Raw genomic sequence first — 24388 nt, forward strand, 5'->3', positions numbered from 1 at the left:
CCAAACCTAATCCAATTGCTCGCCATGCAGCTTAGCGTCACGCGCCAAGTTATCCCTTAGCTCTCCGTAGACGGGCGAAGACCAGAATTGTTCCATGGAAGTGAGAGCGGCGGCATCGTCCCTTGCCATCTCAAGAATCTCGAAGTCGGTCATCAGATTCGCTAGCCTGAATTCAGGCATCCCGCTCTGCTTCGTTCCGAAAAACTCACCCGGACCGCGAATTTCCAAGTCTCTTCGCGAGATTTCAAACCCGTCGTCCGTATCCGTCATGGCCTTCATTCTCTCTTGCCCGTTCTCCGACTTCGGATCGGCGATTAGAATGCAATACGACTGATACTCTCCTCGGCCGACCCTCCCTCTTAGTTGATGTAGCTGGGATAACCCAAACCGGTCGGCATCCATGACGATCATCAACGTCGCATTAGGAACGTCAACGCCTACTTCAATTACAGTCGTCGACACCAGCACATGCGTCTCTCCGGCAGCATAGACGGCCATCGTCGCCTCTTTCTCGGCAGCCGTCATACGTCCGTGCAACAGTCCGATTTTCAAATCCGGCAACGCCTGCGTCAATTGCATGTGTAGATCGATCGCATTCTGCACGTCAAGCTTCTCCGACTCCTCGATCAGCGGGCAAATGAAGAACGTTTGTCGCCCTTGCTCGGCCTCTTTGCGAATAAAACCGAGAACCCGATCCATCATGTCGTGCTTGACCGAGTATGTTTTGATTGGCAGTCGGCCCTTAGGTCGTTCTCTAAGCGTAGACACGTCCATATCCCCGAAGACGGTAATCGCCAGCGTTCTTGGAATCGGCGTCGCCGTCATCGAGAGCACGTCCGGATTCATTCCTTTGCGGCGAAGAATACTTCTTTGATTGACCCCGAATCGATGCTGCTCATCCGTTACGACAAGACCCAGGCTCCTGAAAAATACATCCTCTTGGATTAACGCATGCGTACCGACTACGATATCGAGCAATCCCATCTGCAAGGACGCGATCAGATCGCGCCGCTTGCGTTCCGTCAGGCTGCCGGTCAGCAAACCCACCTGTATGCCGTACGGCTCGAACATTTTGGTTAACGAGCGAGCGTGCTGCTCGGCCAATATTTCCGTCGGCACCATTAACGCCCCTTGATGTCCAGCTCGTACCGATGCGTACAAGGCAACTGCCGCAACCACGGTTTTACCTGATCCGACATCTCCCTGCAGCAAGCGGTTCATCGTATAGGGCTGCTTCATATCGTGCAGGATCTCGTTAATGACCTGTTTCTGGGAATCCGTCAGCGTAAACGGCAACACGCCAACGAATTGGCGAATTTCCTCGTTGTTCACCGGATGAACCAAGCCATCCGCCTTCTTGATATGAGTCGTCCGATAAGCTTGAAGCTTAAGCTGGAACAAGAACAGCTCCTCATATACCATTCTTCTTCTGGCTTCCTGCCCTTCGCTCGTATTCTCGGGACGATGGATTCGCGTAATCGCCTCCCTGCGAGGAATAAGCGAATGCTTGTCCATTAACTCCGGCGGCAAAATTTCGGGAATGAACGCTCCGAACTGATTCAAAGCCTTGTCGATCAGCTTGCGAATCGCCGCTTGCGTAACGTTGCCGCCAACCGAATAGACCGGCTGCAGCGTGCCCGTCTTGGCCGTACTGCGGTCCGGAAATTCCGAATCCGCCACGGTCAGATGCCGCCGCCTCTGATCCCACTTGCCGGTTAAAGTAATCTCTCTGCCCAGCGTTAATTGATCCTTCAGAAATGCCCGATTAAACCACACTGCGGTGACCAAAGTAGAATCGACCGTAACGCGGCATATCAATCGGCTTTTCCCCCCGTATCGCTGCATCGAAGGCATCGAAGCGATCGTGCCTTGAATCGTAATTCTCTCTCCGTCCTTCACATCGTGCAGCTCGCGTACCCGATAATCCTCATATCGGAACGGATAATATTCAATGAGATCCCCGACTGTGGAAATACCCAAGGCGTGAAGCTCCTCTGCTTTCTGAGGGCCCACGCCTTGTAGTTTCGTCAGAGGAACCTGGAACAAATGAATAGACATTAGACCAACCTCTTTATAGGACTGTTAACTTATCCCCGTATCGGGAACACGAACAACCCGATCGTTCCTGGACCCGCGTGCGTACCGATAACCGGTCCGATTTCCGTTTCCCGATATGACTGTACGTTCAGTTGCTGCTTGATCAGCTCGGATATTTCGGACACGCCGGCCTCGTGGCCCGGAGTCTTAGCGATCGTTAAGTTGACCGGAGCGTCTTTCACATCCGCTTCCAGTACCTCGGCGATTCTCGCCATCGCTTTTTTCTGGCCTCTGACCTTATCGAACGGGAACACGACGCCTTCGGAATCTATGGATAAGATCGGTTTGATATTGAGCAGCGATCCCAGCACGGCCGATGCCTTGCCGATTCGTCCGCCCTTCCTTAAATATTCTAACGTGTCTACGAGAAAGTAAAGCCGGAGTTCCGAGCGCATCCTGTGGATCTCCGCGATGATCTCTTCTTTGGAAACTCCGGATGCTGCCATCTCTGCCGCCGTGACGACCAGTTGACCATAACCGAAGGAAGCCGATTTGGAATCAATAACCGTAACATCAGCACCCTCGTCCAGCATCGATTGGGCTATCGTTGCAGATTGATACGTTCCGCTTAACGCAGCCGATAGCTGGATGGAGATGACCGCATGCCCTTCGTCCGTCAATTTTTTGAACACATCGTAAAAATCGGCCGGTGAAGGCTGCGACGTCGTCGCAAGCCCTCCGAAAGAAGTTAGCTTCTCGTAAAATTGCGTCGGCTGCAGCGTGATGTTGTCCAGGAAAGTTTCATCCCCGAAATTCACTTTAAGAGGCACCATCGATATGCCGAGTTTTTCTCTTACCTCTATCGGAATATCCGCCGTACTATCCGTGACCAGAACAACAGATGCCATAGCTTGTACCTCCAGCGCCTAATATAGATGATTACGATTCAACGGCGAACAAATACGGGTACAGCGGCTGACCGCCTTCATGCACCTCGACCTCGACGTTCGGGAATTGCTCCGCAAGCCATTGCTCAAGCTCCTCGGTTTGTTCGGCGTCGGCAGTATCACCCGTTAGGATCGTAAGAATTTCCCCGCCTGACACGAGCAAATCGGTCAACAACGCTTTACACGTTTCCGATGGTGTCGAAGCCGATACGACGATCGTCTTATCTTTAATTCCGATATAATGGCCTTCTTTGATTTGCACGCCGTCCATCTCCGTATCGCGTACCGCTTGAGTAACGGATCCGGTGACGACCTGTTCGTAGGCTTTCGTCATCCGAACGATATTCGAAGACTCCGTGTCGCTTTCTTGAAAGGCGAGCATGGCGGCCATCCCTTGCGGTAATGTCCGGGTAGGAAGGACCGTCACCGGACGTTCGGCCAGTTCAGCGGCTTGTTTGGCCGCCATGATGATATTCGGATTGTTCGGCAATAAGATAATATGATGCGCGGACAGCGATGTAATTGCACCAAGCAGGTCTTCCGTGCTTGGATTCATGCTTTGTCCGCCGGACAGAACGATATCGACGCCAAGGCTGCGGAATAACTCCGCATTCCCTTCGCCAACGCTTACGGCAACAACTCCGTAGGAAGCCATCTCGTATACGTCAGGATTAGGCTCGCTTTCCGGAGAAGCCGTTATCGAAGGGAGATCAACGACGCCTGGCAACGCATAATCGACCAGGGGTGAAATAGACGGCTCAGCTTGATGCAAGTTGGTTACTTCAGGCTTGGAAGCCGGCTGCTGAGCCAAGAGCTCGCGATGTTGTTCCTGCATGTTCAGAATATGGATGTGAGTAATTTCGCCATACGTCAGAGCCAGGTTCATGACATCGCCCGGTCTACGGGAATGGACATGAACTTTCACGATCCCCTCGTCTTCGATAAGAATAATCGAATCCCCGTCCCGCTCCAATGCTTTCCTGAACGTCTGTTCTGGGAACGGCGACGCCGTTGTTACCCGTTGAATGAAAAACTCCATGTCGTAAGGGAAAGCGATGCTCTCCGTCGTAATCTTGGATTGCGCAGCCGTATTCGCACCCATCGTGCGGACTGCAGGAGCCGGGACCGACGGTGAAACGGCAGCTACCGCAGGCGCGGCAGACGACATTTGATGCCCGCGATCATTCACGGCGGTGCCTGCGAAGTTGCCATCGCTTAAGTAATCCAAGAATCCTTCGTACAAGTAAACGAGCCCCTGTCCTCCGGAATCGACTACGCCTACCTGCTTAAGCACTGGAAGCATTTCCTGCGTGCGCGCAAGCGTCTCCAATGCTTTGGCATGAACTTCATGCATCCATTCCTTCAGATCGGTAGTTCTACGGGAAGCTGTCAACCCGTGACGCGCAGCTTCGCGCGCTACCGTAAGAATCGTGCCTTCTACCGGCTTGACCACCGCTTTGTAAGCGGTATCAACTCCCTGTTGCAGAGCATTGGCGAACAGAGGCACCGTGAGCTCGCCCTGACCGGATATGGACCGCGCGAAACCGCGGAACAATTGGGACAGGATAACCCCCGAATTGCCTCTAGCGCCCATCAGAAGTCCCTTGGATAGCACTTCCGCCGCACGGCCGACTTCCTCGGATGGTTTATTTTGTAATTCGGCCACGCCGGCCGTCATCGTCAAATTCATATTCGTTCCCGTATCGCCGTCCGGCACCGGGAACACGTTTAGGGCGTTCACCCGGTCCACGTTGCGGGTTAACCGCTCCGCGCCGACCAGGATCATAGCCGCCCATTCCGTACCGTTCAAGAAGCGCTTACTCAATGCAGAATTCCCCTTCCTAATAAGCTACTTCAATACTCGCACTCCTTGAACATATACGTTCACTTGGTCGACTTTCAAGCCGACGACTTCTTCCAATACATATTTCACCTTGGATTGAATGTTATGAGCGACTTCGGAAATCTTCGTTCCGTAGCTTACGATGACATAAAGATCGAGGTGGACTAGTTCGCCCTCGTGACGTACTTCCACACCCCGAGACAGATTCTCGCGGCCAAGCAGCTCCGCAATCCCATCCTTCAATCCTTTGCGGGATGCCATGCCGACAAGTCCATAACAATCCAATGTCGCCGAACCTGCGATTACAGAGATAACTTGATCAGCAACATCTATCTTTCCGTTCTCCGAGACAAGCTGCAGAGGCATGGAAATTCACTCCTTTATGCCTGTATTATGGACCATACCTCATTGTACTATAAAAAAACGGGAGAATGAAGCCGTTTTATAGGTGATTCCATCGATATTGGCGACAAGCGTTGCGAAAGACCACTTTTCCGTTGCAACAAGCAACTCGCTGTGCTAAGATAGTGTAGTATTTGTATGGACGTGGCAGGGAGGTGTATTTTTAGTGGCTCGTAAATGTTATATCACAGGGAAAAAGCCAGGTTCCGGAAACAACAAATCTCACGCGAATAACACTACCCGCCGTTCTTGGGGGGTTAACGTACAAAAAGTGCGCATTTTGGTGAACGGAAAACCTAAACGTGTTTTTGTAAGCGCACGTGCTTTGAAATCGGGAGCAGTAACACGCGTATAATTCACGTAATCGGCTACTTTAGCTATGAAGAAAAACCGTCAGGTCATCCTGACGGTTCTTTTTTTGTTCATGATGAGCCTTCAAAGGCGTCAATTTTTGTGAAACGTGTTGAGAATCGCTTTGACGAAGCCACCCAAAAATTTCGGCAGCTTGATGGTGTAAAACTTCATCTTCCCATCCCTCCTCCGCAGGCTGAACCCTTGCTTCTTACGTTCGAAGCGCGCTATTGATTCCAATGTATGCGGAGTTGAATTTGTCCTATACCAGACAAATACGAAGAAGGCGCCTATTTCTCTGATCCTGCACTTATCTCAAAGCAGCGATTGCGGCCGCCCGATCCTGGTGACCGAATATATAGGTTCCCGCCACCAAAGAATTGGCTCCCGCTTCTTTCACGAGTAGGGCGGTTTCCGCATTGATGCCTCCATCGACCTGAATGTGGATATCTTGGCGGCCATGTCTCTCCAACATCTCGCGTAGCTGGCGAAGCTTAGGCAACATCGATGGCAGGAAGGATTGGCCCCCGAAGCCGGGATTAATCGTCATGATGAGAACAAGATCAATTTCGTCTAACATATATTCAAGTACGGATAGGGGCGTATGCGGGTTTAAGGCCACGCCTGCTTTCATTCCGAGTCCGCGTATCTCCGCAAGCGTACGTTGAAGATGAACGCAAGCTTCCGCGTGTACGGTAATCCGGTCTACTCCGGCCGCGGCTAACGCCGGGAACAACGTTTGCGGATTCTCGACCATCAGATGAGCGTCGAAAAACAACTTCGTAACCGGGCGAATCATCGCCACGATCGGCGGACCGAACGTCAAGTTCGGCACGAAATGTCCGTCCATAATATCGATATGTACCCAATCTGCTCCCGCAGCTTCGATGCTGCGGACTTCATCTCCGAGCAAAGCAAAATCGGAAGCAAGAATGGAGGGTGCGATAATTGTCATGTTAGTACCTCCGCTTGTTTTCTTTCCACTCCGTCATGAAGTTGACGTAATTGTCGTACCGGCTTTCCCCGATGATCCCCTGATCTTTCGCTTGCAGGACGGCACAGTGCGGCTCGTGGGTATGCGTACAGCCGCGGAACTTGCATGTGGCAGATAGCTTCGCGAACTCCCGGAAGCATGAACCGATCTCGTCGATGCCAAGCTCGGCGAAATCTAGCTGGCTAAATCCCGGAGTATCCGCCATATACCCGCCTCCGTCAATCGGAACGAGCTCTACGTGGCGCGTCGTATGCTTTCCGCGGCCAAGCTTGTCGCTGATCTCGTTCGTCTCCAGCTTGAGTCCGGGGACTAACGCATTCACGAGAGAGGACTTCCCGACCCCCGACTGCCCCGCAAGCATATTAATATGCCCGGCGAGTGCTTCACGGAGTTGGTCCATTCCTTCGCCTTGGTGCGCGCTTGTCAGCACGACCTGATACCCGATCGAGGTATAAAGAGCCTTCGCTTTATCGATTGCTCCACGAATGCCCTCCCCTTCCGGGCCCTCAGGAATACGATCCATCTTCGTAAGGACAATAATGGCATCCATCCCGGCATGCTCGGTGTGCACCAGAAATTTATCCAGAAGAACTAAACTTAGTTCGGGACGCACGACGGAAAAGACAAGAATAGCCAAGTCGGCGTTCGCGATTTGCGGACGGATCAACTCCGAAGTACGCGGCAATATTTGTTCGACCGTTCCTTCGCCGTTCTCCGTCTCGCTGTACACGACGCGATCGCCGACTAAAGGCGACTCTCCCCGTTTTTTGAATATTCCCCGCCCCCGGCATTGTATCGGGAGTCCGCCTTCGACATTTTGTACGTAGTAATAACCGCTCAACGCTTTAACGATTAAGCCCTCGGGCACTCAGAAACATCTCCTTCTCCTAGCCCGAATTGGCTCTAGTCATCATCGTTCAATCAATCGCTTATTACGGGTTTGTGATTTCTCCGTCCACCGGAACGCTTCCCTCTTCGCCGCCCTGATTATCTCCGGATGCGGCGCCTCCGTCGACACCCGGATCAGGATCCGGGCTGTTGTTAGTCGCTGGAATGACGAGGTAAGGAACAGGTTCCGTCTGCACGACCTGACCGTCGCGATAAATTGTAATTTGTCCGTCCTTGGACGGAGACAAAATCAACGTAATCGGGAAAGAGGTCGTCGAGCTAATCTTGTACGTTCCGCCATCGATGTTATCGCCCGTGGCGTCGGAATATTCGATTTTGATCTTGCTTGTTTTTCCTGCGACGGCAGGCGAGACCGTTATGCTGAGGTCTTGCTTCCTGGAGTCCGCCGGATAGCCGCTACTCACGTAGATCGTAATCTCCGTCTGTGGCGTTACCATTTCGTCCTTTTCCGCCGGGAACTGCTTGAATACCGTTCCTTTAGGGAAATAACTTGGTTCTCTGATGATTTTGTCTTCTTTAAGCTTAAGGTTTTTACTTATAAGAATAGCCCGCGCTTCCGCTTCGGTCTTCTTGAGCAGGTCCGGCATCGGGAACGCTTCTTCGCCCTTGCTGATCTTTAGGTTCACGACCGCCGTAGTCGGATTGAACAATTCGTCCTTAGGAGGAACTTGATCCAATACCGTATCAGGCTCGCTTTGATCGAACTCCGGAGTCGTGCCGATATTGCCAGGTTTAACGCCCATTTCGATAAGAGCTACTTTCGCTTCATCAAGGGTCTTACCGATTAAGTCCGGCATCGGAGGAAGATCCTTGTCCTTGCTGACCGTAAGCTGGATAGGAGAGCCCTCTTTGGCTTCCATATTGGCTTTATCCTGCTTAATGACGATGTCCTTTTCTTTACCCTCGACGACTTCGTATAGAATCGGTTCTGCGATCGTAAACCCTGCAGCGATTAATTGCTCCTTCGCATCCGTTAGCGTTTTCCCGACCATATCCGGCACTAACACATCCTGCGGCATCTGCTGCTTAAGAGCGGAGACCGCCCAGATTAGCACCGCGATCAAGATGACAGCCAACGCGCCGAGAACGGTCGGTAATACCCATTTACGCTTCTGTTCCGTTAACCCTTCGGAATTCCAACGCTCTTCGTTATTCGCATTCGACACTTTCACGGCAGGAGCTTCTATCGTATTACGCATGTCCGGCCGGATCGCTGGTATGACCTTCGTTTTGTCCTCTTCGTTGTCCTCGTCGCTCGAATATTGCACGGCGGGCTCGTTCAACCTTTGCGGCTGCAAGCAGGTTTCGAGATCGGCATGCATCTCCCGCGCGGATTGGTAACGCTCCTGAGGATTTTTGCGCATCGCCCGCAGAATAACGTTCTCCACGCTTTGAGGAATGTAAGGATTCACTTTACGCGGCTGCTCGAACGGCTCTTGCAAATGCTTAAGCGCAACGCTAATCGGACTTTCGCCTAGGAAAGGCAGTCTGCCCGTCAGCATTTGGTACAGCACGATCCCGAGCGAATATAAGTCGGACTTCTCGCCCGTTGCGACGCCCTTGGCGTGCTCGGGGGAGAAATAGTGGACAGATCCGATAACGGAACCCGTTTGGGTAATCGTGGAAGACGTTACGGCGCGGGCGATGCCGAAATCCGTAACCTTCACCCTGCCGTTATTGCCGATTAAAATATTATGCGGTTTAATATCGCGGTGTATGATCTGATTATAATGGGCATGTTCCAATGCATCGCATATTTGCGCCGTGATTCTAACGGCCTCATCGGCTTGCAGAGGAGCCCTATCGCGAATAATTTCATTTAAGTTAGCGCCATCGATGAATTCCATGACGATATAGTGGGTATCTTCCACTTGTCCGACATCATAAATACTCACGATGTTAGGATGCGACAAAGATGCGGCTGCCTGAGCTTCGCGGCGGAACCGTTTAACGAAATCATCGTCGTGCGTGAATTGCTGTCTTAACACCTTGACGGCTACGAAACGGTTTAACAGTAAATCCCGTGCTTTGTACACAAGCGCCATACCGCCCCCGCCAACACGAGCCAGCAGTTCGTAACGCCCGCTAAGCGTAAGTCCGATCATGCTGTTTCCCCTCCTGTGGCATTAACCAGTCCCTCGTCTGAGACAAGTACGACGGTAATATTATCATCTCCGCCTGCGGCCAGAGCCAGATCGATCAGCTTCTGTGCCTGCTCTTCCAATTGCAAGGCGGAATCTTCCAATGTTGCTTCGATATCCGAAGCCTCGACCAACCCGCTCAGCCCATCGCTGCATAACAAAATTCGGTCACCGGACTGCCAGTCGATGGCTTGAACATCCACCTCGACTTCACGGTCGGTTCCGAGTGCTCTCGTCAAGACGTTACGTCTTGGGTGATGGGCGGCTTCTTCCGGGCTTAGCTGCCCGGATTTGGTCAATTCATTCACAAGGGTATGATCCTCGGTCAATAGCTCCAGCCTACCGGCCCGTAGACGATAAGCTCTGCTATCGCCAATATGGCCGATCAACCCGGTACTTCCATCCACCAACGCCGATACGACCGTAGTACCCATATTGTGATATTGCTCATTCAAGGACGCTGTTTCATAGACGACCTTATTGGCTTTGCGAATCATATCCGTTAGCGAAGATGCGCCATCTTTCAGGGAAGTGCCTTCTCCCCATACTTGCAACGATTGTACCAAGCTATCTACCGCAAGGGAGCTGGCGACGTCGCCAGCCCGATGGCCGCCCATTCCGTCTGCGACGATTGCGGCCGTAATCCCGCTTGGCAGACTCCCGCTCCAGGCTTGATCTTCATTAATCTGTCTAACTTTGCCGACATGACTTCGCATTACCGTTTTCACATCTATCACCCCGTCGTCGTCTCCATGTGCTTCGCCCGCAGTTGTCCGCAAGCAGCAGCGATATCATGGCCTTGCTCTCTACGAATCGTAACGTTAACATTTTTCTTCTGTAGAATGCGCTGGAACTCGAAAATATCGTCCCGGGGCGTTCTTACGTAATTGCGTTCAGGCACATAGTTGACGGGTATCAAGTTGACGTGGCATAACATCCCTTGAAGCACGTTACCAAGCTCTTCCGCATGCTCCGGACGGTCGTTGACACCGCCGATCAGTGCATATTCGAACGTAATTCGGCGTCCGGTTTTCTCGATATAATATTTACACGCATCTATGACATCCACGAAAGGAAAACGTCTATTGACCGGCATCAGCTTGGATCTGAGCGCGTCGTTTGGCGCATGAATGGAAATAGCTAAGTTAATCTGAGTATTCTCGTCCGCGAATTTGATCATGCTTGGCACGATTCCGCTGGTCGATACAGTAATGTGCCTTGCTCCGATATTCAAGCCTTTCGGATGAATCATCGTCCGGAGAAATTGCATCGTCGCCTCATAGTTTTCGAAAGGCTCGCCAATGCCCATAATGACGATGCTCGACACGCGTTCGTTCAGGGGATCGAGAATCCTTTGCGATTGCACCACTTGCGCAATAATTTCTCCCGCCGTTAAGCTTCTCTTGAGTCCGCCTAGCGTGGAAGCGCAGAACGTGCAGCCGATCCGGCAACCGACTTGCGTAGTTACGCAGACGCTGTTGCCGTAATTATGACGCATGATAACCGTTTCGATCGCATGGTCGTCATGCAGCCCGAACAGGAACTTCACCGTTCCGTCTTTGGACTCGAACTTCGCGATCTCCGATAAAGTGATGAACCGGAAGCTCGCGATTAACTTATCCCTCAGCGGCTTCGGCAAGTTCGACATCTCTTCGAAAGAACCGACCCGCTTGACGTAAATCCAATCGAAGATCTGTCCCGCGCGGAAAGCAGGCTCTCCCTGATCTTTAATCCAGTCTTGAATATCTTCTAAAGTTAGATCGTAAATAAAAGGTTTGTTTTCCTCATTATCCAATTTCGTCACCACCATTCGTCCATTTTAACATAAATTTATTGGGATTGCTTCCGCAACCGGGCAATGAAGAAGCCGTCGCTACCGAACATCTGGGGGAGAAGTTGAAGCATCCCCGCGAACGTTTCCGGCAGCTTGCCAGCTTCACGGATCGGAGCCAGAACCTCGTCCGGCCATTCCGCGTCCAGAGCAAAATCCGGATATTCGGATAAGAAGCGCCGAATTGTACTCTCATTTTCCTCCGAGGCAATCGTGCAAGTGCTGTAGACAAGCACGCCTCCCGGTTTAACCAATGCTTGTACAGAACTCAGCAATTTGCTTTGTAAATTCGATAAACTCTCGATGTCTTCGGCCGACTTGTTCCATTTGATCTCCGGTTTGCGGCGTATGACGCCTAGCCCCGAACACGGTGCATCGAGCAGTACGACGTCGCAGGATTGCGGCTCTATGCGATTACCCAGTTCGAGAGCATCTCCCGCCATCGTCTCCACGCTCGTTAATCCTAAACGGTCAGCTTGCTGTTTAATGAGAGCTTCCTTATGAGGATGCACATCATTGGCGATAATTTTTCCTTCGTTGCGCATAATCTCCGCTAAATGCGTCGTCTTACCGCCCGGAGCCGCACAGCAATCGAGAACCTGCATGCCGGGCTTAGGATTAGCCACAGCGGCGACCAGCATGGAGCTCTCGTCCTGAACCGTGATCCATCCTTGTTGATACCAATCCGAATGGACGAGATTTCCCGCCTTCTGCGTGAGAATGCCTTCGCTCGTTAACGGGGACGGAATCGCCTCCATTCCTGCGTCCGTCAGCCCCGCCACGACTTGATCCCGGGTAGCCCTCATCCGGTTCACGCGAGCTGAAGCATGAGGATGATCGTTATTGGCTGCGCATATTTCTTCGGTTACTTTTTCCCCGAATTCAGAAATCCAACGTTCAACTAACCATAACGGATGGCTATGCGTAAGCGATATTCTTTCCGCTACCGGCAAGCTTTCAGGAAGCGCCGCATCGAAGCCTTCTCGCAACAATCCCCGCAACACTCCGTTCACGAGCCCGCCGATACCGGCATGTCCCCGTTTCTTAGCTATCCGCACTGCTTCGTCTACGGCCGCATGTGCGGGTACTCGGGATAACCAGCGAAGCTGGTAATAGCTCATCCGAAGCAAGCTTCGTACCCATGGCTCTATTTTATTGGGCCAGCCTTTAACACGGCCCTTCAGATCATGATCGATCGTGTTAAGCCGCTGAATCGTTCCATATACAAGCTCGGTGGCCAGCGCCGCATCCGGTCGGGAGAGATCGGAAGACTGCAAAGCTTGATTAAGCTCAAGCCCGCTATATGCCCCCGCCATTTCCACATTATGCAACACGTTCATGGCGACTTCTCGCGCCCCTTGCGGCTTGCCGCCGGGCAATCGAATCGGTTTCTTCATCATTCGCATCCTATCTGCTTATAAGTCTGTGTTTCTACGCCATTAGCTTCGCTGATAGCGGGTGAGGCACTTTAGTTTGCTATGTAGTCAGGTTTCACCGGACTGCAGCGCGTTCCGAGGTGCTTTGGAGCTGTTTAGTCAGGTTTCACCGGACTGCAGAGCCAGATGAGTCGCCGCTCCCGATAAGATGTGCCTCAACCTCCGGGTTATAGTAGCCATAAGCTCCCCAGGCAAGCAAAAAAGCTCGGGATCACCCGAGCGTCTTACCGGGAGCTAGCCGAGCGCCTTTGGCATACTCCGCTGCCGCTAACGTTTTCTTGCCGGCTGGCTGAACTTCCGTTAATACGATACTTCCGTCACCCGTGCGAACGCGGATTCCGAATGCCCCTGTCTCCAATACGGAACCTGGAGCCATTGCTGCCCACTCTGGGCGCAACGCGCTATCGGCGGCTTCAGGAATTCGGATGCTCCACACCTTGAATACCTCGCCGTCCAAATACGTAAAACCTCCAGCCATCGGACTGAGGCCACGCACCCGATTAAACAGTTGCCGCGAATCGCAATTCCAATCCAGCTTCTCGTCTTCCCGCGACAAGTTCGGCGCGTAAGTCGCTTCACTTTCTTCTTGCGGCGTTCTCCCGGCTGTCCCCTCCGCTATGCGGGGCAACCATTCTAACAACAATTCAGCGCCAGCGACGCTAAGCTTCTCGAAGATCGTGCCCGCCGTATCTTCATCGGTGATCGGTACTTCCACCTTGGAGATCATATCCCCGGTATCCAAGCCTTCCGCCATGTACATGAGCGTAACGCCCGTCACCGATTCCCCGTTAATGATCGATCGTTGAATCGGTGCGCCGCCGCGATAGCGGGGCAGCAATGAGCCGTGCACGTTAATACAGCCGAAACGCGGAAGATCGAGCACCGATTTCGGAAGAATTTGTCCGTATGCGGCAGTAATAATCAAATCCGGCGCAATGGCCGCCACCGCGGCAACGCCTTCCGGCGAGCGCAACTTCTCCGGTTGCACAACGGTAAGCCCGCGCTCTACCGCATAAGCTTTCACCGGCGACGGAGTAAGTTCGCGCTTGCGCCCCTTCGGCCGATCCGGCTGAGTGACGACCGCCGCGATCTCGTAACCTTTGTCCAGCAATAAGGCCAATGAAGATACGGCGAATTGCGGCGTACCCATAAACAATATTTTCATGCTAATCCTCATCCCGCTCCTGTTCGTCATGCTTGCGGGCTTCGTACACGGATTCGGCAGTATCAATGAACAGAACGCCGTTCAAGTGATCTACTTCATGCTGAAATGCCCTCGACAGAAATTCAGTGCTCTCATATTGTATCGGATTGCCGTTGCGATCCTGGCCCCGGATGACGATCCGGTTCGCCCGGCGAACATCGCCTTGAAGCCCTGGAATGCTAAGGCAGCCTTCAGGCCCGAGCTGTTCCCCTTCCGCGGAGACGATCTCAGGATTGACCAATTCGATGAGTTCATGTTCATCCCCGACATCGACGACGATGACACGCTTCAATATTCCGACCTGAGGTGCAGCTAACCCGACTCCGTCGGCGTCATACATCGTATCCGCCATGTCGTCCAGCAATTTATGCAGGTTGGCATTGAACTTCGTCACTTCCTGCGCTCTTTCCCTAAGCACAGAATCTGGGTGTTTCACGATTAATCGAATTGACATAAACGGCATCCATCCTTCTCGTTACAGGTTGTTCACTAGCCTTATAGCATCATCTGAGGATCCACGTCGACGCTTATCTGCACGCCTGCGCGTTTCACCGCATCCGCTATTTCCACTAATACTTGAGAAGCCAACAAACTCGCGTCGACGTCTCCTCGATATTTTACCATACATTGAAAACGGTAGCGATCCTTCAATCTCGCGATCGGCGAAGAAACGGGGCCTAACACTTCCAAGGCTGCATGGCCTCCCATGTCGAAATCCTTGCGAATGCCAAGAGCCGCCGCTTTCTCCCGAATGCCTACCGCGAAGCTTGAACCTATTGAAAGCAGCATAGGCACGGATTCATGGGAGAAGGTTACCGACAAAAGTCGACCGTAAGGCGGGTAACCTAGCTGCTTGCGCAGCACGAGAGCTCTCTCTACGAACCCATTATAGTCATGGCCCTGAACGTACGTAATCGACTCATGCTCGGGATCGTAGGTCTGAATAATGACCTCGCCCGGAAGCTCGTGGCGGCCTGCTCTGCCCGCAACCTGCGTCAATAGTTGAAACGTCCGCTCGGATGCCCGGAAATCAGGCAATCTTAGAGCGGCGTCGGCAGCCAGTACGCCTACTAAAGTAACGTAAGGGAAATCGAGCCCTTTGGCCACCATTTGCGTACCGAGCAGCACGTCCGCTCGCCGTTCGCGGAACTCCGTTAGCCATCTCTCGTGGGAGCCCTTCTCCGTAGTCGTATCTACATCCATCCGAATAACTCGGATTCCGGGGAACGTCTGGGCTAGCGACTCCTCCACCTTCTGCGTACCCGTGCCAAAGAAACGAATGTGCGGGCTTTCGCAGCTTGGGCACGTCTTCGGTTCGGCTTCCGAATAACCGCAGTAATGGCATCTAAGATTTTGAGATCCTCTATGATAGGTTAGAGAAATCTCGCAATGCGGACACGCGGCGGTATAGCCGCATGATCGGCACATGACGAACGTCGCATAACCTCTGCGATTAAGCAACAAGACGATTTGCTCTTGCTTCGCAAGTCGATCCCGGATGGCGTCAGCTAGCGGCCTGCTGAACATCGCTCGGTTACCAAGCTTCAATTCCTCTCTCATATCCACGATACGGACGCCTGGGAGAGGACGATTGGCAACCCTCTCCGGCAGAGCGATGTACTCCGTCCCGCCTAACCCCGTTTCCCGACCTAGGTAGACTGCCGCTTCGTAACTTTCCAGCGCGGGAGTCGCCGAGCCTAGAACGACAACCGCATCATGGAGCCGAGCTCGCTCTACCGCTACGTCGCGAGCGTGATATTTCGGGCTCTCTTCTTGCTTGTACGACGTTTCGTGTTCTTCATCAATGACGATAAGTCCGATGCTCGTGAACGGTGCGAAAATAGCCGAGCGGGCACCAACAGCGACCTGTGCCCTGCCTTCCCTGATTTTGCGCCATTCATCGTAACGTTCCCCGTTGGACAACCGGCTGTGCAGCACAGCGACCCTTGCACCGAAGCGACTTTTGAACCGTTCGACCATCTGCGGCGTAAGCGCGATTTCCGGAACGAGAACGATGGCTTCGCGACCGAATTCCAAACACCGCTGAATCGCTTGCAGGTAAACCTCGGTTTTGCCGCTTCCCGTAACGCCATGCAGAAGGAACGTTTTATTTTCGCGCGAATCTATTGCCGATTGAATCGGGGCTAACGCTACCGCTTGCTTGGGAGTGAGCTTCATCGGAGCGGATGCCGGAAAATCCCGGTCGGCATACGGATCGCGATCCTCCGTAACCGAGCGGATCTCGAGCAAGCCTCTCTCGGCGAGCGAACGGATCGTAGAAGACGTCGTGCCCGCGGCTTCCGTCAGCTTCAATACGGCGATCGGCTCATTGTTCTCTACGAGGTATTGCGCGACTTCCCTTTGCTTATTCGCCCTTGCCGGGATGCTCCCGATCGCTATCGTTAACTTTTCCGGCGTCTCGGGAAATACCGTCTGAACGGTTTTGACGGACAATTGATCCTCTACCCTCTGACGTTCCTCCAAGCGCCCTTGACGAAGCCAGCGCTTGAGCAGATGTCCTTGCTCCGGATATTGCTGCAGAAGGTTCGTCAGCTTAAGCGGTTTACCCTTCATCAACGCAAGCAAGAGACCGCCGCTCTCGGCGATCTCTTCCGCGGACCATACTGCCGTAGCGGCCGGAAATACGTATTTCTCCGCCTTTCCTTTCAGCGCGGCGGGGAGCATCGCTTGCAACGCTACCGTAAGTGGGCATAACCACCTTCTGCTCATCCACTCCCCAAGCTCCACTAATTCCGGCGAGAGCGGAGGAACGGCGTCTAACAGATCTTCCAGCGGCTTCAGCTTCGCATACTCGACTTCTGCATCCTCCGCCAGCCCGATTACGATTCCTTGAAGCTTGCGGGGTCCGAAGGGAACCGCAACACGGCTGCCGATCTCCACCCAGCCGTTCAGACGATCCGGAATTAAATAATCGAACGTACGGTCCGTATCCCGGCTCGGTACGTCAACAATGACTCTGGCAACGGTCATCTTCCCGGTCCTTTCCCATCGCCTTGAGCTTGCTGCAGGCTTAACGTCGATTGCGCAATATCCAGCAGCTTCTCCGCCACCGCTCTCTTCGTCATCTGCGGAACGTTCTCGATCAGCCCTCGGGGACCGTATATGCTAACGATATTCGTATCCGTTCCGAATCCCGCGCCAGTCTCCGCTACGTTATTCGCGACGATAAGATCGCATTTTTTTCTATTCAGCTTGTCCATCGCGTGTTTCTCCACGTCGTTCGTCTCCGCGGCAAAACCGATGACCAATGGCTTGTCCTTATTGGGTTGAGCGTTTTTCCACTCTCCGACCGCTAGCAAAATATCCGGATTGCGAACAAGCTCTAGCGACATTTTATCGTCGGTTTTTTTGATCTTCTGCGTAGCTTGGTGCACAGGACGATAATCCGCGACGGCCGCGGCTTTGACGACGATATCCGTCCCGGGCAGACGTTCCATGACAGCATCGTGCATTTGCGAAGCGGAATCGACCTTGACGAGGTTAACTCCGTGAGGAACGTTCGCTTCGGTCTTCCCGCAGATAAGCGTGACCTCGGCACCGCGATCTCTTGCCGCTTCTGCAATCGCGAAGCCCATCTTACCCGAGGAGTCATTCGTAATGTAGCGAACGGGATCGATTCTTTCCACCGTTCCCCCTGCCGTTACGAGAACACGCTTACCGGACAACGGCTTCGGTCCGACTAGCATTGCCACGATAGCTTCAACGATCTCATCTGGCTCCGCAAGTCTGCCTTTGCCAACATATCCGCATGCTAATTGGCCTGTCCCCGGTTCCACGAAGGTGGCGCCTCTCGAGGCAAGCTTGTTCACGTTGTCGATAACGGCGGGATGCTCCCACATATGTACGTTCATAGCAGGCGCGATCAGCAAAGGTGCCGTCGTCGCCAGCAAAGTCGTACTGATCATATCATCCGCCAAACCGTTCGCCAGCTTGGATAGCAGATTCGCCGTAGCCGGCGCGATTACTGCTAGATCGGCAGAATCCGCCCAATCGATATGTTGAACGATAGAAGCGTCTTTCTCGTCGAAAACATCCGTAGCGACGGGATACCGAGTAAGCGTCTGCAGCGTTAGCGGCGTAATGAATCGTGTCGCGCCTTCCGTCATCATAACCCTTACTATGGCACCGAGGCCCACTAGACGACTGCACAGCGTAGCGGACTTGTATGCGGCTATACCGCCGGACACTCCTAACAAAATCGTTTTTCCCGATAGCGACTTGTTCATGGTTCCCCTCCCTGCAAGTAAACAAAATCACTAGAAATAGAAAAATGATCCATCAAAGCGTAGAAAAAAAACAACCGCGTGGGTTGTCCTTCCTTCCGATCCTATTCAGAATCCTAATCTTTGATCACCGTAGGAACAATTTTCAAATGCTCGACTTTGATCGCCTCGTGATAAATTTCCTCGAGAGCGACGCCAACGAATTTATGGGATTTAGGAGCACCTAAGTTGCACATAACACCTTCGCGCAACCCGCGGGCTCTCTTGGAAGCAGCAACGACAAGCGTATATTTACTGTCCACTTTCTTAACCAATTCATCAATGGATGGATATAACATGATATCACCTCTTTCAGACGTTGTCTGCGGTATTGACGACCTCAAGCTGCTGAAACAGCTCGCCTAGAAATCTCTCCCGCTTGCAATGCTCCGCCGTAATGATGGAGCGGATGCGGTCGCACGCCTGATCGATCTCGTCGTTTACGACAGCGTAATCGTAATGGTGCAGCAAATTCATTTCTTCCACGGCAACCGATAATCGGTGGTCGATCGTGGCTTGAGACTCCGTCCCTCTGCCTACGATTCTTTGCTTCAACTCGTTCAAGGAAGGCGGCATTAGGAAAATAAATACGCCGCCGGCGAATTTCTCCCTTACCTTCAACGCTCCCTGCACTTCGATTTCTAGAATAATATCCTTTCCTTCGGAAAGCGTCTTCTCCACGAAGTCGCGCGGCGTACCATAGTAGTTGCCGACGTACTCTGCATGCTCTAACAGCGCGTCCGCCTCTATCATTTGGTGAAACTGCTCGCGAGTCTTGAAGAAATAATTGACTCCGTCCAGTTCGCCTTCCCGGGGAGTCCGGGTCGTTGCCGAGACGGAATAGATTAGATCAGGCAGCTTGCGGCGCAACGCGGCGCAGACTGTGCCCTTGCCCACTCCTGAAGGTCCGGATAATACGAATAATATTCCTCTGCTCATGGTGTTCCCCAATTCATTCATCGTGTTCGTCGTCTTTGGTAGACAACCGGTGTGCAACCGTCTCCGGCTGGACTGCCGACAAAATAACGTGATCGCTGTCGGTAATGATGACAGCCCGAGTCCGTCGACCATAAGTCGCATCGATCAACATGTGACGGTCACGTGCTTCTTGAATAATCCGTTTAATCGGAGCCGATTCCGGACTGACGATTGAAATAATCCGATTCGCTGAAACGATATTGCCAAATCCGATATTAATCAGCTTGATCGCCATGATTAGCACTTTCCCTCCGGTCATTCCTACCAAACAGCGTATAGGCGGGATACCAAGCATCGCTTCCAGTGTTGCCGAAAGCGGCTCCCCGCATACTGCAGGCTTGAAAATGCCTATTCTCTTCATCTATGAGAGGTTATTCAACTCTCATTAACGATATATTGCTTTATTGTACTTCAAATCCCAAAGTGGGACAAGAGGATGGCGCAGGTTACTTGTCGGAAATCACGCTCTTACTCTTGCTTCTGACATATTCGGTCAAGGATACGGTCATCTCATAAGCCATGAAAGGGGTCATTAAATAGATCCCGTTAAAATGTTCCATCGCGACATCGAGCAGTTCCTCCGCGATTTTCACGCCTTCGGCGCGACCGGCCGCGCCTTCCAAGCCGCTCATCCGTTGCCGAACGGCATCGGAAAGTTGAATGCCCGGCACCTCGTTGTGAAGATATTCCGCATTACGTCCGCTAGCAAGCGGGAAAATGCCGATGAAAATCGGAATACTCAAGTGTTTCGTCATTTCCGCGACGCGAACGATCAGCTCCGGATCGTACACGGGCTGGGTCATAATATAGTCGGCGCCCGCCGATATTTTGCGTTCCAGACGCTGAACCGCTTTGTCCAGATGCTTGACGTTCGGATTGAAGGCTGCGCCTACGACGAACTTAGCCTTCTGCTTAAGCGCTTTGCCCGAGAATGCTATTCCTTCGTTTAATTGCTTGATCATCCGAATAATCTCGAACGAAGTTAGATCGTATACCGAACTGGAACCAGGCAAATCCCCGAATTTGGCGGGATCCCCCGTAACCGCTAGCACATGGTCGATTCCGAGTGCGTCAAAGCCCATCATATGCGTTTGCGTGCCGATCAAGTTACGGTCGCGGCATGCAATATGCGCAAGCGGACGAATGCCTACCCGTTCTTTCAACAACGCGGCAAGCGCCATATTGCTCATCCTCGTCACCGCAAGCGAATTGTCCGCCATCGTTAAGGCGTCCGCCTTGGCATCCTTCAGCGCTTGGGCGCCAGCCATGAATTTCGTTATATCCAAATCACGAGGAGGGTCCAATTCGACGATGACCGTGTGCCGTTTCCTCACGAGATCCACAATGCTAGGCTCCGCAACTTGCGGCGGCTCGTTACTATCGTTTACGTCTGAAGGTTTTACCTCGATAACTTCAACCTGCTTCACAGGGATCGCATTCGCAGAAGCTGCCTGTTGCGCGATCGGGTCATATCCTTTAAGCGCCCCCGCAATCGCGGAAATATGCTCCGGGGTCGTACCGCAGCATCCCCCGATCAATCGTGCTCCCGCATTCGCGAATTGAATGGCGGAAGAGGCGAAGTATTCCGGCGTGGCCGAATAGACGACTTGGCCGTCGACGTAATCCGGAATGCCGGCATTAGGGAATACGCTTAACGGTACGCCCAAATCCCGAGGAATCGTCTGAAGCGCGCGCAGAATTCCGTTAGGACCGCTGCGGCAGTTGAAGCCGATCACGTCGGCCCCCTCCCCCTTCAACCTACGAAAAGCTTCAGGCAGCGGTATTCCGTCATGCGTTCTTTCGGCATCCTCGACGGCGAACTGGCAGATGACGCTAATATCGCTTTGTTTACGAATAATAGATAACGCTAATGATAGCTCTTCAAGATCGAAAAACGTTTCCAATAATAAGCCGTCTACGCCTGAGCCGAGCAACGCGCCGATCTGCTCCTCGAAATCCCGTTTCACGATCGCCGTTCTGACGTTTTTGCCTGCGCCGCCCCTAACAGCCCCGATCGAGCCGACGACGTACGCCTCTTGTCCTACGGCTTTACGCGCAATCGCTACGCCTGCGGCATTAATTTCCTCTGTTCTCTTCTCCAAGCCGTATTTAGCCAATTTATTTTGTTGCGCGGAATACGTATTCGTCTCGATTATTTCCGCCCCGGCGGCGGCATAGCGACGATGCACGTCCGCGATCACGTCCGGTTTGAGCAAATTGAATTCCTCGAACGACACCCCTACGGGCAAACCTAGCTGATATAAGTAAGTGGCCATCGCGCCGTCGCCGACCAAGGGCTTAAGGGCTAGCGCCGAACGTAAATCCGGTTTCATGATGCTTCCCATCCATTTCCTCGATAAAGTATTCTAAATGTAGCACAATTTCGTCTCGGGGAAAATGGAAAAACCCGACCGGATTGATCGGGTTGTCATTCTTGGTATCGTTAAGTTGAAGAAACCTCCGGTTCGACCCCGGCAATCGGACACTTTTTCCTGGCCTGCGCTCGCGTTAATCCGAACGAAACTCCGGCGAGTAGCGCGGCTATCGCAACCCCAATTGCGCCAAACCAACCAACCGCGGTTAAAGACACGCTTTCCACGATGACTCCGCCGATTCCCGCCCCCGCGGCCATCGCCAACTGCAGAACGGAAGAGTTTAAGCTCAGCATGATGCCTGAAGCTTCAGGCGCTAATGTAATCAGATAATATTGCTGGGTAGGGCCGGACGACCAAGCGGAGAACGCCCAGAGCATAAGAATTGGAAACATCCATACAGCAGATTGCGAGAACGCGGTTAGCAGGAAGAGTACGCCCGAATGCAGCAGCATGCCTCCGATCAACGTTCGCGAGATTCCCCACTTATCGGTGCTGTAGCCGCCTAACTTGGAGCCTATCAAGCTGGCTATTCCGAAGGCGAACAGCGCGATGCTCACTCCCCGTTCGCTCATTCCGGTAATATTGAGCAAATAAGGCGAAATGTACGTGTAGACGATTGAATAGCCGAAAATCCAGAAGAACGTGATCGAAAGCGCCGTGGCGATTCGAGGATTTTTGAACAGGGCGAGCTGGGAGCGAACCGGAATCGGGGCTTCTCCTTCCGATTGGGGAATTAAGCGAAGAACGGCGATCATGGCCAATAAGCCAAGAACTCCGATACCGGCGAAAATCAATTTCCAATCATAAGCCGAGGCAATTACTCTTCCAAGGGGGACGCCGACGATTAGCGAAGTGCTAAACCCCATGACCAACGTCGCAATCGCGCTTCCTTGTTTGCCCGGTTGCGCCAATCGGGTAGCGACCGTGAGCGCGACCACTACGAACACTCCCGTGCTAATTGCCAGAATAATCCTAGACCCGATCAGCGAAATATACCCCGAGGACAATACCGCCAACAAGTTTCCGACGATGAATACCCCCAATGCCGCAAGCATAAGTTTTCTACGTTCTACTCTCGCCGTTAAGGCCATGATGATCGGAGTCCCGAATGCATAGGCCAGAGAGAATACCGTAATTAACTGTCCTGCCGCAGCTAACGATACCCCCATGTCTCCGGCAACCCTATCCAAAATTCCCGCGATAATGTTTTCCGACGTTCCGACCAGGAAGCTAACGGCTGCCAGCATGTAAATTTTCCAAGAATTCGTCATGCTTTAAAGCTCCTCTCTCCACTCCAGTATTTTTCTCTGTTTTTATATTTCTAAATATATAGAAATATTGGCTAAAAAAAATTACACCAGCAAATAAGGCGCGTACTTCTCCGCCATCTCGCGATTAACGCTATAGTAAATATACGTTCCGTCCTTGCGGAGATTGAGCAATCCGCAATCCGTAAGCTGCTTCAGATGGTGCGACAAAGTTGAACCGGCCACGGATTCAAGCTTGCCCCCGATATCGGAACAGCACAAATTTTTCTCTTCGGTTAGCAGTAAAGCGATTTTCAACCTGGTCGGCTCCCCTAGTGCTTTGTACACTTTAACCGCTTGCGTGATTTCCGCGTTCTCTTCAACCATCTTCTACTCACCTCGGCTTCGAACAATATATTTCTATGTTTATCGAAATAAACATTAACATAGTCCTCCCCACCTTGTAAACCTCTTAACGAAAAATGGGCTAAAAAAACTGCCTCCGCAGATGAACTTCCTTCCGCATAGAGACAGTTTCAACAATTATCGTTATTAAAGCTTAGACTTTACCCGTAAACACGAACGCCGCAGGACCCGTCATATATATCCGATTGTTGTCTTCCTTCCAATCGATGAATAGATCGCCCCCGGCAAGGGAAACGGTCGCTTTGCGATCGGTATGTCCGTTCAAGAAGGAAGATACAAGCGTCGCGCAAGCGCCCGTTCCGCATGCAAGCGTCGGACCCGCTCCGCGCTCCCACACGCGCATGTCCACTTGGCTGCGTGAATTAACGGTTGCAAACTCCACGTTAATCTTGCGCGGAAATAGCGGATGCTTCTCCAGCTTTGGCCCCCATGTCGCCAGATCGAATCCGGGAGCATCGTCCACGTAGATGACGCAATGAGGATTACCCATCGACACAGCCGTAAAAGCGAACTCCCGCCCGTCCACGGATACGGTATGGCCGATAACCGGATTCGCATCGATCGTCGTAGGCACGTCCAGTCCGTTCAAGATCGGTTGCCCCATATCAACGGTAACTCGTTCGACTTCTCCCGCCGTTGTTTGCAATTGAACCGGCTGGACGCCCGCTCCTAACGTCTCGATTGTCAGCTCTGTTTTGTTCGTTAACCCTCTATCGTACACATACTTCGCCACGCAACGGATCGCATTTCCGCATTGCTCCGCTTCAGAACCGTCGGAGTTGATGATTCTCATCTTAAAGTCGGCATTAACGGAAGGCAAAATGTATACTAAGCCGTCAGCGCCGATACCGAAAAATCGATTGCATAACTGGACGGCCAATTCCGCAACGTTATTAGGCAGAGCTTGCTCTCCGGCAACGATGATGAAGTCGTTGCCAAGTCCGTGCATTTTCGTGAATTCCATTGCAATACCTCCCGAGAATA

Annotated in this window: 23 protein-coding genes; 1 reads left to right on the forward strand and 22 read right to left on the reverse strand. The window is 52.5% G+C overall.

Translation table 11 applies throughout. The features are described 5' to 3' along the window. Window positions 1–6: 6 nt before the first annotated feature. The 4 genes from recG to L3D05_RS15415 are packed head-to-tail and all read right to left on the reverse strand — an operon-like array spanning window position 7 to window position 5193. Entirely contained in the window at window positions 7–2058 is a 2052-nt protein-coding gene (recG, locus tag L3D05_RS15400; protein WP_239617159.1) for an ATP-dependent DNA helicase RecG, read from the reverse strand. Window positions 2059–2087: 29 nt separating this feature from the next. Next, a complete protein-coding gene (locus tag L3D05_RS15405) occupies window positions 2088–2945 on the reverse strand; it encodes a DegV family protein (protein WP_239617161.1) in 858 nt (285 codons plus the stop codon). Window positions 2946–2976: 31 nt separating this feature from the next. After that, window positions 2977–4809 (reverse strand): DAK2 domain-containing protein, encoded by a 1833-nt coding sequence (locus L3D05_RS15410; protein ID WP_239617162.1) that lies wholly within the window; start codon window positions 4807–4809, stop codon window positions 2977–2979. Between the two features lie 24 nt (window positions 4810–4833). Beyond that, on the reverse strand, window positions 4834–5193 hold the full coding sequence (locus tag L3D05_RS15415) for an Asp23/Gls24 family envelope stress response protein (RefSeq protein WP_239617164.1): 360 nt from the start codon (window positions 5191–5193) through the stop codon (window positions 4834–4836). A gap of 202 nt (window positions 5194–5395) precedes the next feature. On the opposite strand from L3D05_RS15415, the gene rpmB reads away from it, so the two are divergent. Further along, entirely contained in the window at window positions 5396–5584 is a 189-nt protein-coding gene (gene rpmB / locus L3D05_RS15420; protein WP_239617166.1) for a 50S ribosomal protein L28, read from the forward strand. 89 nt (window positions 5585–5673) lie between these two features. Here the strand turns inward: rpmB and spoVM are convergent, their stop codons facing one another. The 18 genes from spoVM to dapF form a co-directional block, all read right to left on the reverse strand. Further along, a complete protein-coding gene (spoVM, locus tag L3D05_RS15425) occupies window positions 5674–5754 on the reverse strand; it encodes a stage V sporulation protein SpoVM (RefSeq protein WP_041064529.1) in 81 nt (26 codons plus the stop codon). A gap of 136 nt (window positions 5755–5890) precedes the next feature. Further along, window positions 5891–6535, reverse strand: coding sequence for a ribulose-phosphate 3-epimerase (rpe, locus tag L3D05_RS15430; protein ID WP_239617168.1), 645 nt, complete (start codon window positions 6533–6535; stop codon window positions 5891–5893). Between the two features lies 1 nt (window position 6536). Then, entirely contained in the window at window positions 6537–7442 is a 906-nt protein-coding gene (gene rsgA, locus L3D05_RS15435) for a ribosome small subunit-dependent GTPase A (protein ID WP_239617169.1), read from the reverse strand. A gap of 64 nt (window positions 7443–7506) precedes the next feature. Next, window positions 7507–9588, reverse strand: a complete 2082-nt coding sequence (pknB, locus tag L3D05_RS15440; protein WP_239617171.1) for a Stk1 family PASTA domain-containing Ser/Thr kinase — start codon at window positions 9586–9588, stop codon at window positions 7507–7509. Next, window positions 9585–10340, reverse strand: coding sequence for a Stp1/IreP family PP2C-type Ser/Thr phosphatase (locus L3D05_RS15445; RefSeq protein WP_255807551.1), 756 nt, complete (start codon window positions 10338–10340; stop codon window positions 9585–9587). The genes pknB and L3D05_RS15445 overlap by 4 nt, the downstream gene beginning before the upstream one ends. A gap of 17 nt (window positions 10341–10357) precedes the next feature. Next, window positions 10358–11428 (reverse strand): dual-specificity RNA methyltransferase RlmN, encoded by a 1071-nt coding sequence (gene rlmN / locus L3D05_RS15450; RefSeq protein ID WP_239617174.1) that lies wholly within the window; start codon window positions 11426–11428, stop codon window positions 10358–10360. A gap of 26 nt (window positions 11429–11454) precedes the next feature. Beyond that, on the reverse strand, window positions 11455–12852 hold the full coding sequence (gene rsmB / locus L3D05_RS15455; RefSeq protein WP_239617176.1) for a 16S rRNA (cytosine(967)-C(5))-methyltransferase RsmB: 1398 nt from the start codon (window positions 12850–12852) through the stop codon (window positions 11455–11457). 250 nt (window positions 12853–13102) lie between these two features. After that, the gene (gene fmt, locus L3D05_RS15460) at window positions 13103–14056 is read right to left on the reverse strand and encodes a methionyl-tRNA formyltransferase (RefSeq protein ID WP_239617177.1); all 954 of its coding nucleotides are present in this window, start codon (window positions 14054–14056) and stop codon (window positions 13103–13105) included. Window position 14057: 1 nt separating this feature from the next. After that, window positions 14058–14549 (reverse strand): peptide deformylase, encoded by a 492-nt coding sequence (gene def / locus L3D05_RS15465; protein WP_239617179.1) that lies wholly within the window; start codon window positions 14547–14549, stop codon window positions 14058–14060. A 41-nt stretch (window positions 14550–14590) separates the two neighbouring features. After that, the gene (priA, locus tag L3D05_RS15470) at window positions 14591–17086 is read right to left on the reverse strand and encodes a primosomal protein N' (protein WP_239617181.1); all 2496 of its coding nucleotides are present in this window, start codon (window positions 17084–17086) and stop codon (window positions 14591–14593) included. Next, window positions 17083–18342: a bifunctional phosphopantothenoylcysteine decarboxylase/phosphopantothenate--cysteine ligase CoaBC gene (gene coaBC, locus L3D05_RS15475; protein ID WP_239617183.1), complete on the reverse strand. Its 1260-nt coding sequence runs from the start codon at window positions 18340–18342 to the stop codon at window positions 17083–17085. Before coaBC ends, priA begins: the two co-directional genes overlap by 4 nt. A 113-nt stretch (window positions 18343–18455) precedes the next feature. Continuing rightward, window positions 18456–18677 carry a DNA-directed RNA polymerase subunit omega gene (rpoZ, locus tag L3D05_RS15480; RefSeq protein WP_239617184.1) on the reverse strand — a complete coding sequence of 74 codons (222 nt, stop codon included), beginning with the start codon at window positions 18675–18677 and terminating at the stop codon, window positions 18456–18458. 13 nt (window positions 18678–18690) lie between these two features. After that, on the reverse strand, window positions 18691–19317 hold the full coding sequence (gene gmk / locus L3D05_RS15485; protein ID WP_239617186.1) for a guanylate kinase: 627 nt from the start codon (window positions 19315–19317) through the stop codon (window positions 18691–18693). A gap of 13 nt (window positions 19318–19330) precedes the next feature. Continuing rightward, window positions 19331–19591 carry an extracellular matrix/biofilm regulator RemA gene (gene remA, locus L3D05_RS15490; RefSeq protein ID WP_027084220.1) on the reverse strand — a complete coding sequence of 87 codons (261 nt, stop codon included), beginning with the start codon at window positions 19589–19591 and terminating at the stop codon, window positions 19331–19333. A gap of 211 nt (window positions 19592–19802) precedes the next feature. Further along, entirely contained in the window at window positions 19803–21689 is a 1887-nt protein-coding gene (locus L3D05_RS15495) for a bifunctional homocysteine S-methyltransferase/methylenetetrahydrofolate reductase (RefSeq protein WP_239617188.1), read from the reverse strand. 110 nt (window positions 21690–21799) lie between these two features. Next, entirely contained in the window at window positions 21800–23002 is a 1203-nt protein-coding gene (locus tag L3D05_RS15500) for an MFS transporter (RefSeq protein ID WP_239617189.1), read from the reverse strand. Window positions 23003–23083: 81 nt separating this feature from the next. Further along, window positions 23084–23365, reverse strand: coding sequence for an ArsR/SmtB family transcription factor (locus tag L3D05_RS15505; RefSeq protein WP_239617191.1), 282 nt, complete (start codon window positions 23363–23365; stop codon window positions 23084–23086). A gap of 172 nt (window positions 23366–23537) precedes the next feature. Beyond that, the gene (gene dapF, locus L3D05_RS15510; RefSeq protein WP_239617194.1) at window positions 23538–24368 is read right to left on the reverse strand and encodes a diaminopimelate epimerase; all 831 of its coding nucleotides are present in this window, start codon (window positions 24366–24368) and stop codon (window positions 23538–23540) included. Between the last annotated feature and the right edge of the window lie 20 nt (window positions 24369–24388).

The sequence above is a fragment of the Cohnella mopanensis genome (assembly GCF_022352055.1).
Lineage (GTDB): Bacteria > Bacillota > Bacilli > Paenibacillales > Paenibacillaceae > Cohnella > Cohnella mopanensis.

Coding starts and splice junctions, on each gene's coding strand:
- dapF (WP_239617194.1), bottom strand. CDS start 24,368: ATGGAATTCACGAAAATGCACGGACTTGGCAACGACTTCATCATCGTT.
- rpoZ (WP_239617184.1), bottom strand. CDS start 18,677: ATGTTATATCCATCCATTGATGAATTGGTTAAGAAAGTGGACAGTAAA.
- remA (WP_027084220.1), bottom strand. CDS start 19,591: ATGGCGATCAAGCTGATTAATATCGGATTTGGCAATATCGTTTCAGCG.
- fmt (WP_239617177.1), bottom strand. CDS start 14,056: ATGAAAATATTGTTTATGGGTACGCCGCAATTCGCCGTATCTTCATTG.
- pknB (WP_239617171.1), bottom strand. CDS start 9,588: ATGATCGGACTTACGCTTAGCGGGCGTTACGAACTGCTGGCTCGTGTT.
- rsmB (WP_239617176.1), bottom strand. CDS start 12,852: ATGAAGAAACCGATTCGATTGCCCGGCGGCAAGCCGCAAGGGGCGCGA.
- L3D05_RS15505 (WP_239617191.1), bottom strand. CDS start 23,365: ATGGTTGAAGAGAACGCGGAAATCACGCAAGCGGTTAAAGTGTACAAA.
- L3D05_RS15405 (WP_239617161.1), bottom strand. CDS start 2,945: ATGGCATCTGTTGTTCTGGTCACGGATAGTACGGCGGATATTCCGATA.
- coaBC (WP_239617183.1), bottom strand. CDS start 18,342: ATGAACAAGTCGCTATCGGGAAAAACGATTTTGTTAGGAGTGTCCGGC.
- priA (WP_239617181.1), bottom strand. CDS start 17,086: ATGACCGTTGCCAGAGTCATTGTTGACGTACCGAGCCGGGATACGGAC.
- recG (WP_239617159.1), bottom strand. CDS start 2,058: ATGTCTATTCATTTGTTCCAGGTTCCTCTGACGAAACTACAAGGCGTG.
- L3D05_RS15445 (WP_255807551.1), bottom strand. CDS start 10,340: ATGCGAAGTCATGTCGGCAAAGTTAGACAGATTAATGAAGATCAAGCC.
- def (WP_239617179.1), bottom strand. CDS start 14,549: ATGTCAATTCGATTAATCGTGAAACACCCAGATTCTGTGCTTAGGGAA.
- spoVM (WP_041064529.1), bottom strand. CDS start 5,754: ATGAAGTTTTACACCATCAAGCTGCCGAAATTTTTGGGTGGCTTCGTC.
- L3D05_RS15495 (WP_239617188.1), bottom strand. CDS start 21,689: ATGAAACCGGATTTACGTTCGGCGCTAGCCCTTAAGCCCTTGGTCGGC.
- rpe (WP_239617168.1), bottom strand. CDS start 6,535: ATGACAATTATCGCACCCTCCATTCTTGCTTCCGATTTTGCTTTGCTC.
- gmk (WP_239617186.1), bottom strand. CDS start 19,317: ATGAGCAGAGGAATATTATTCGTATTATCCGGACCTTCAGGAGTGGGC.
- L3D05_RS15500 (WP_239617189.1), bottom strand. CDS start 23,002: ATGACGAATTCTTGGAAAATTTACATGCTGGCAGCCGTTAGCTTCCTG.
- L3D05_RS15415 (WP_239617164.1), bottom strand. CDS start 5,193: ATGCCTCTGCAGCTTGTCTCGGAGAACGGAAAGATAGATGTTGCTGAT.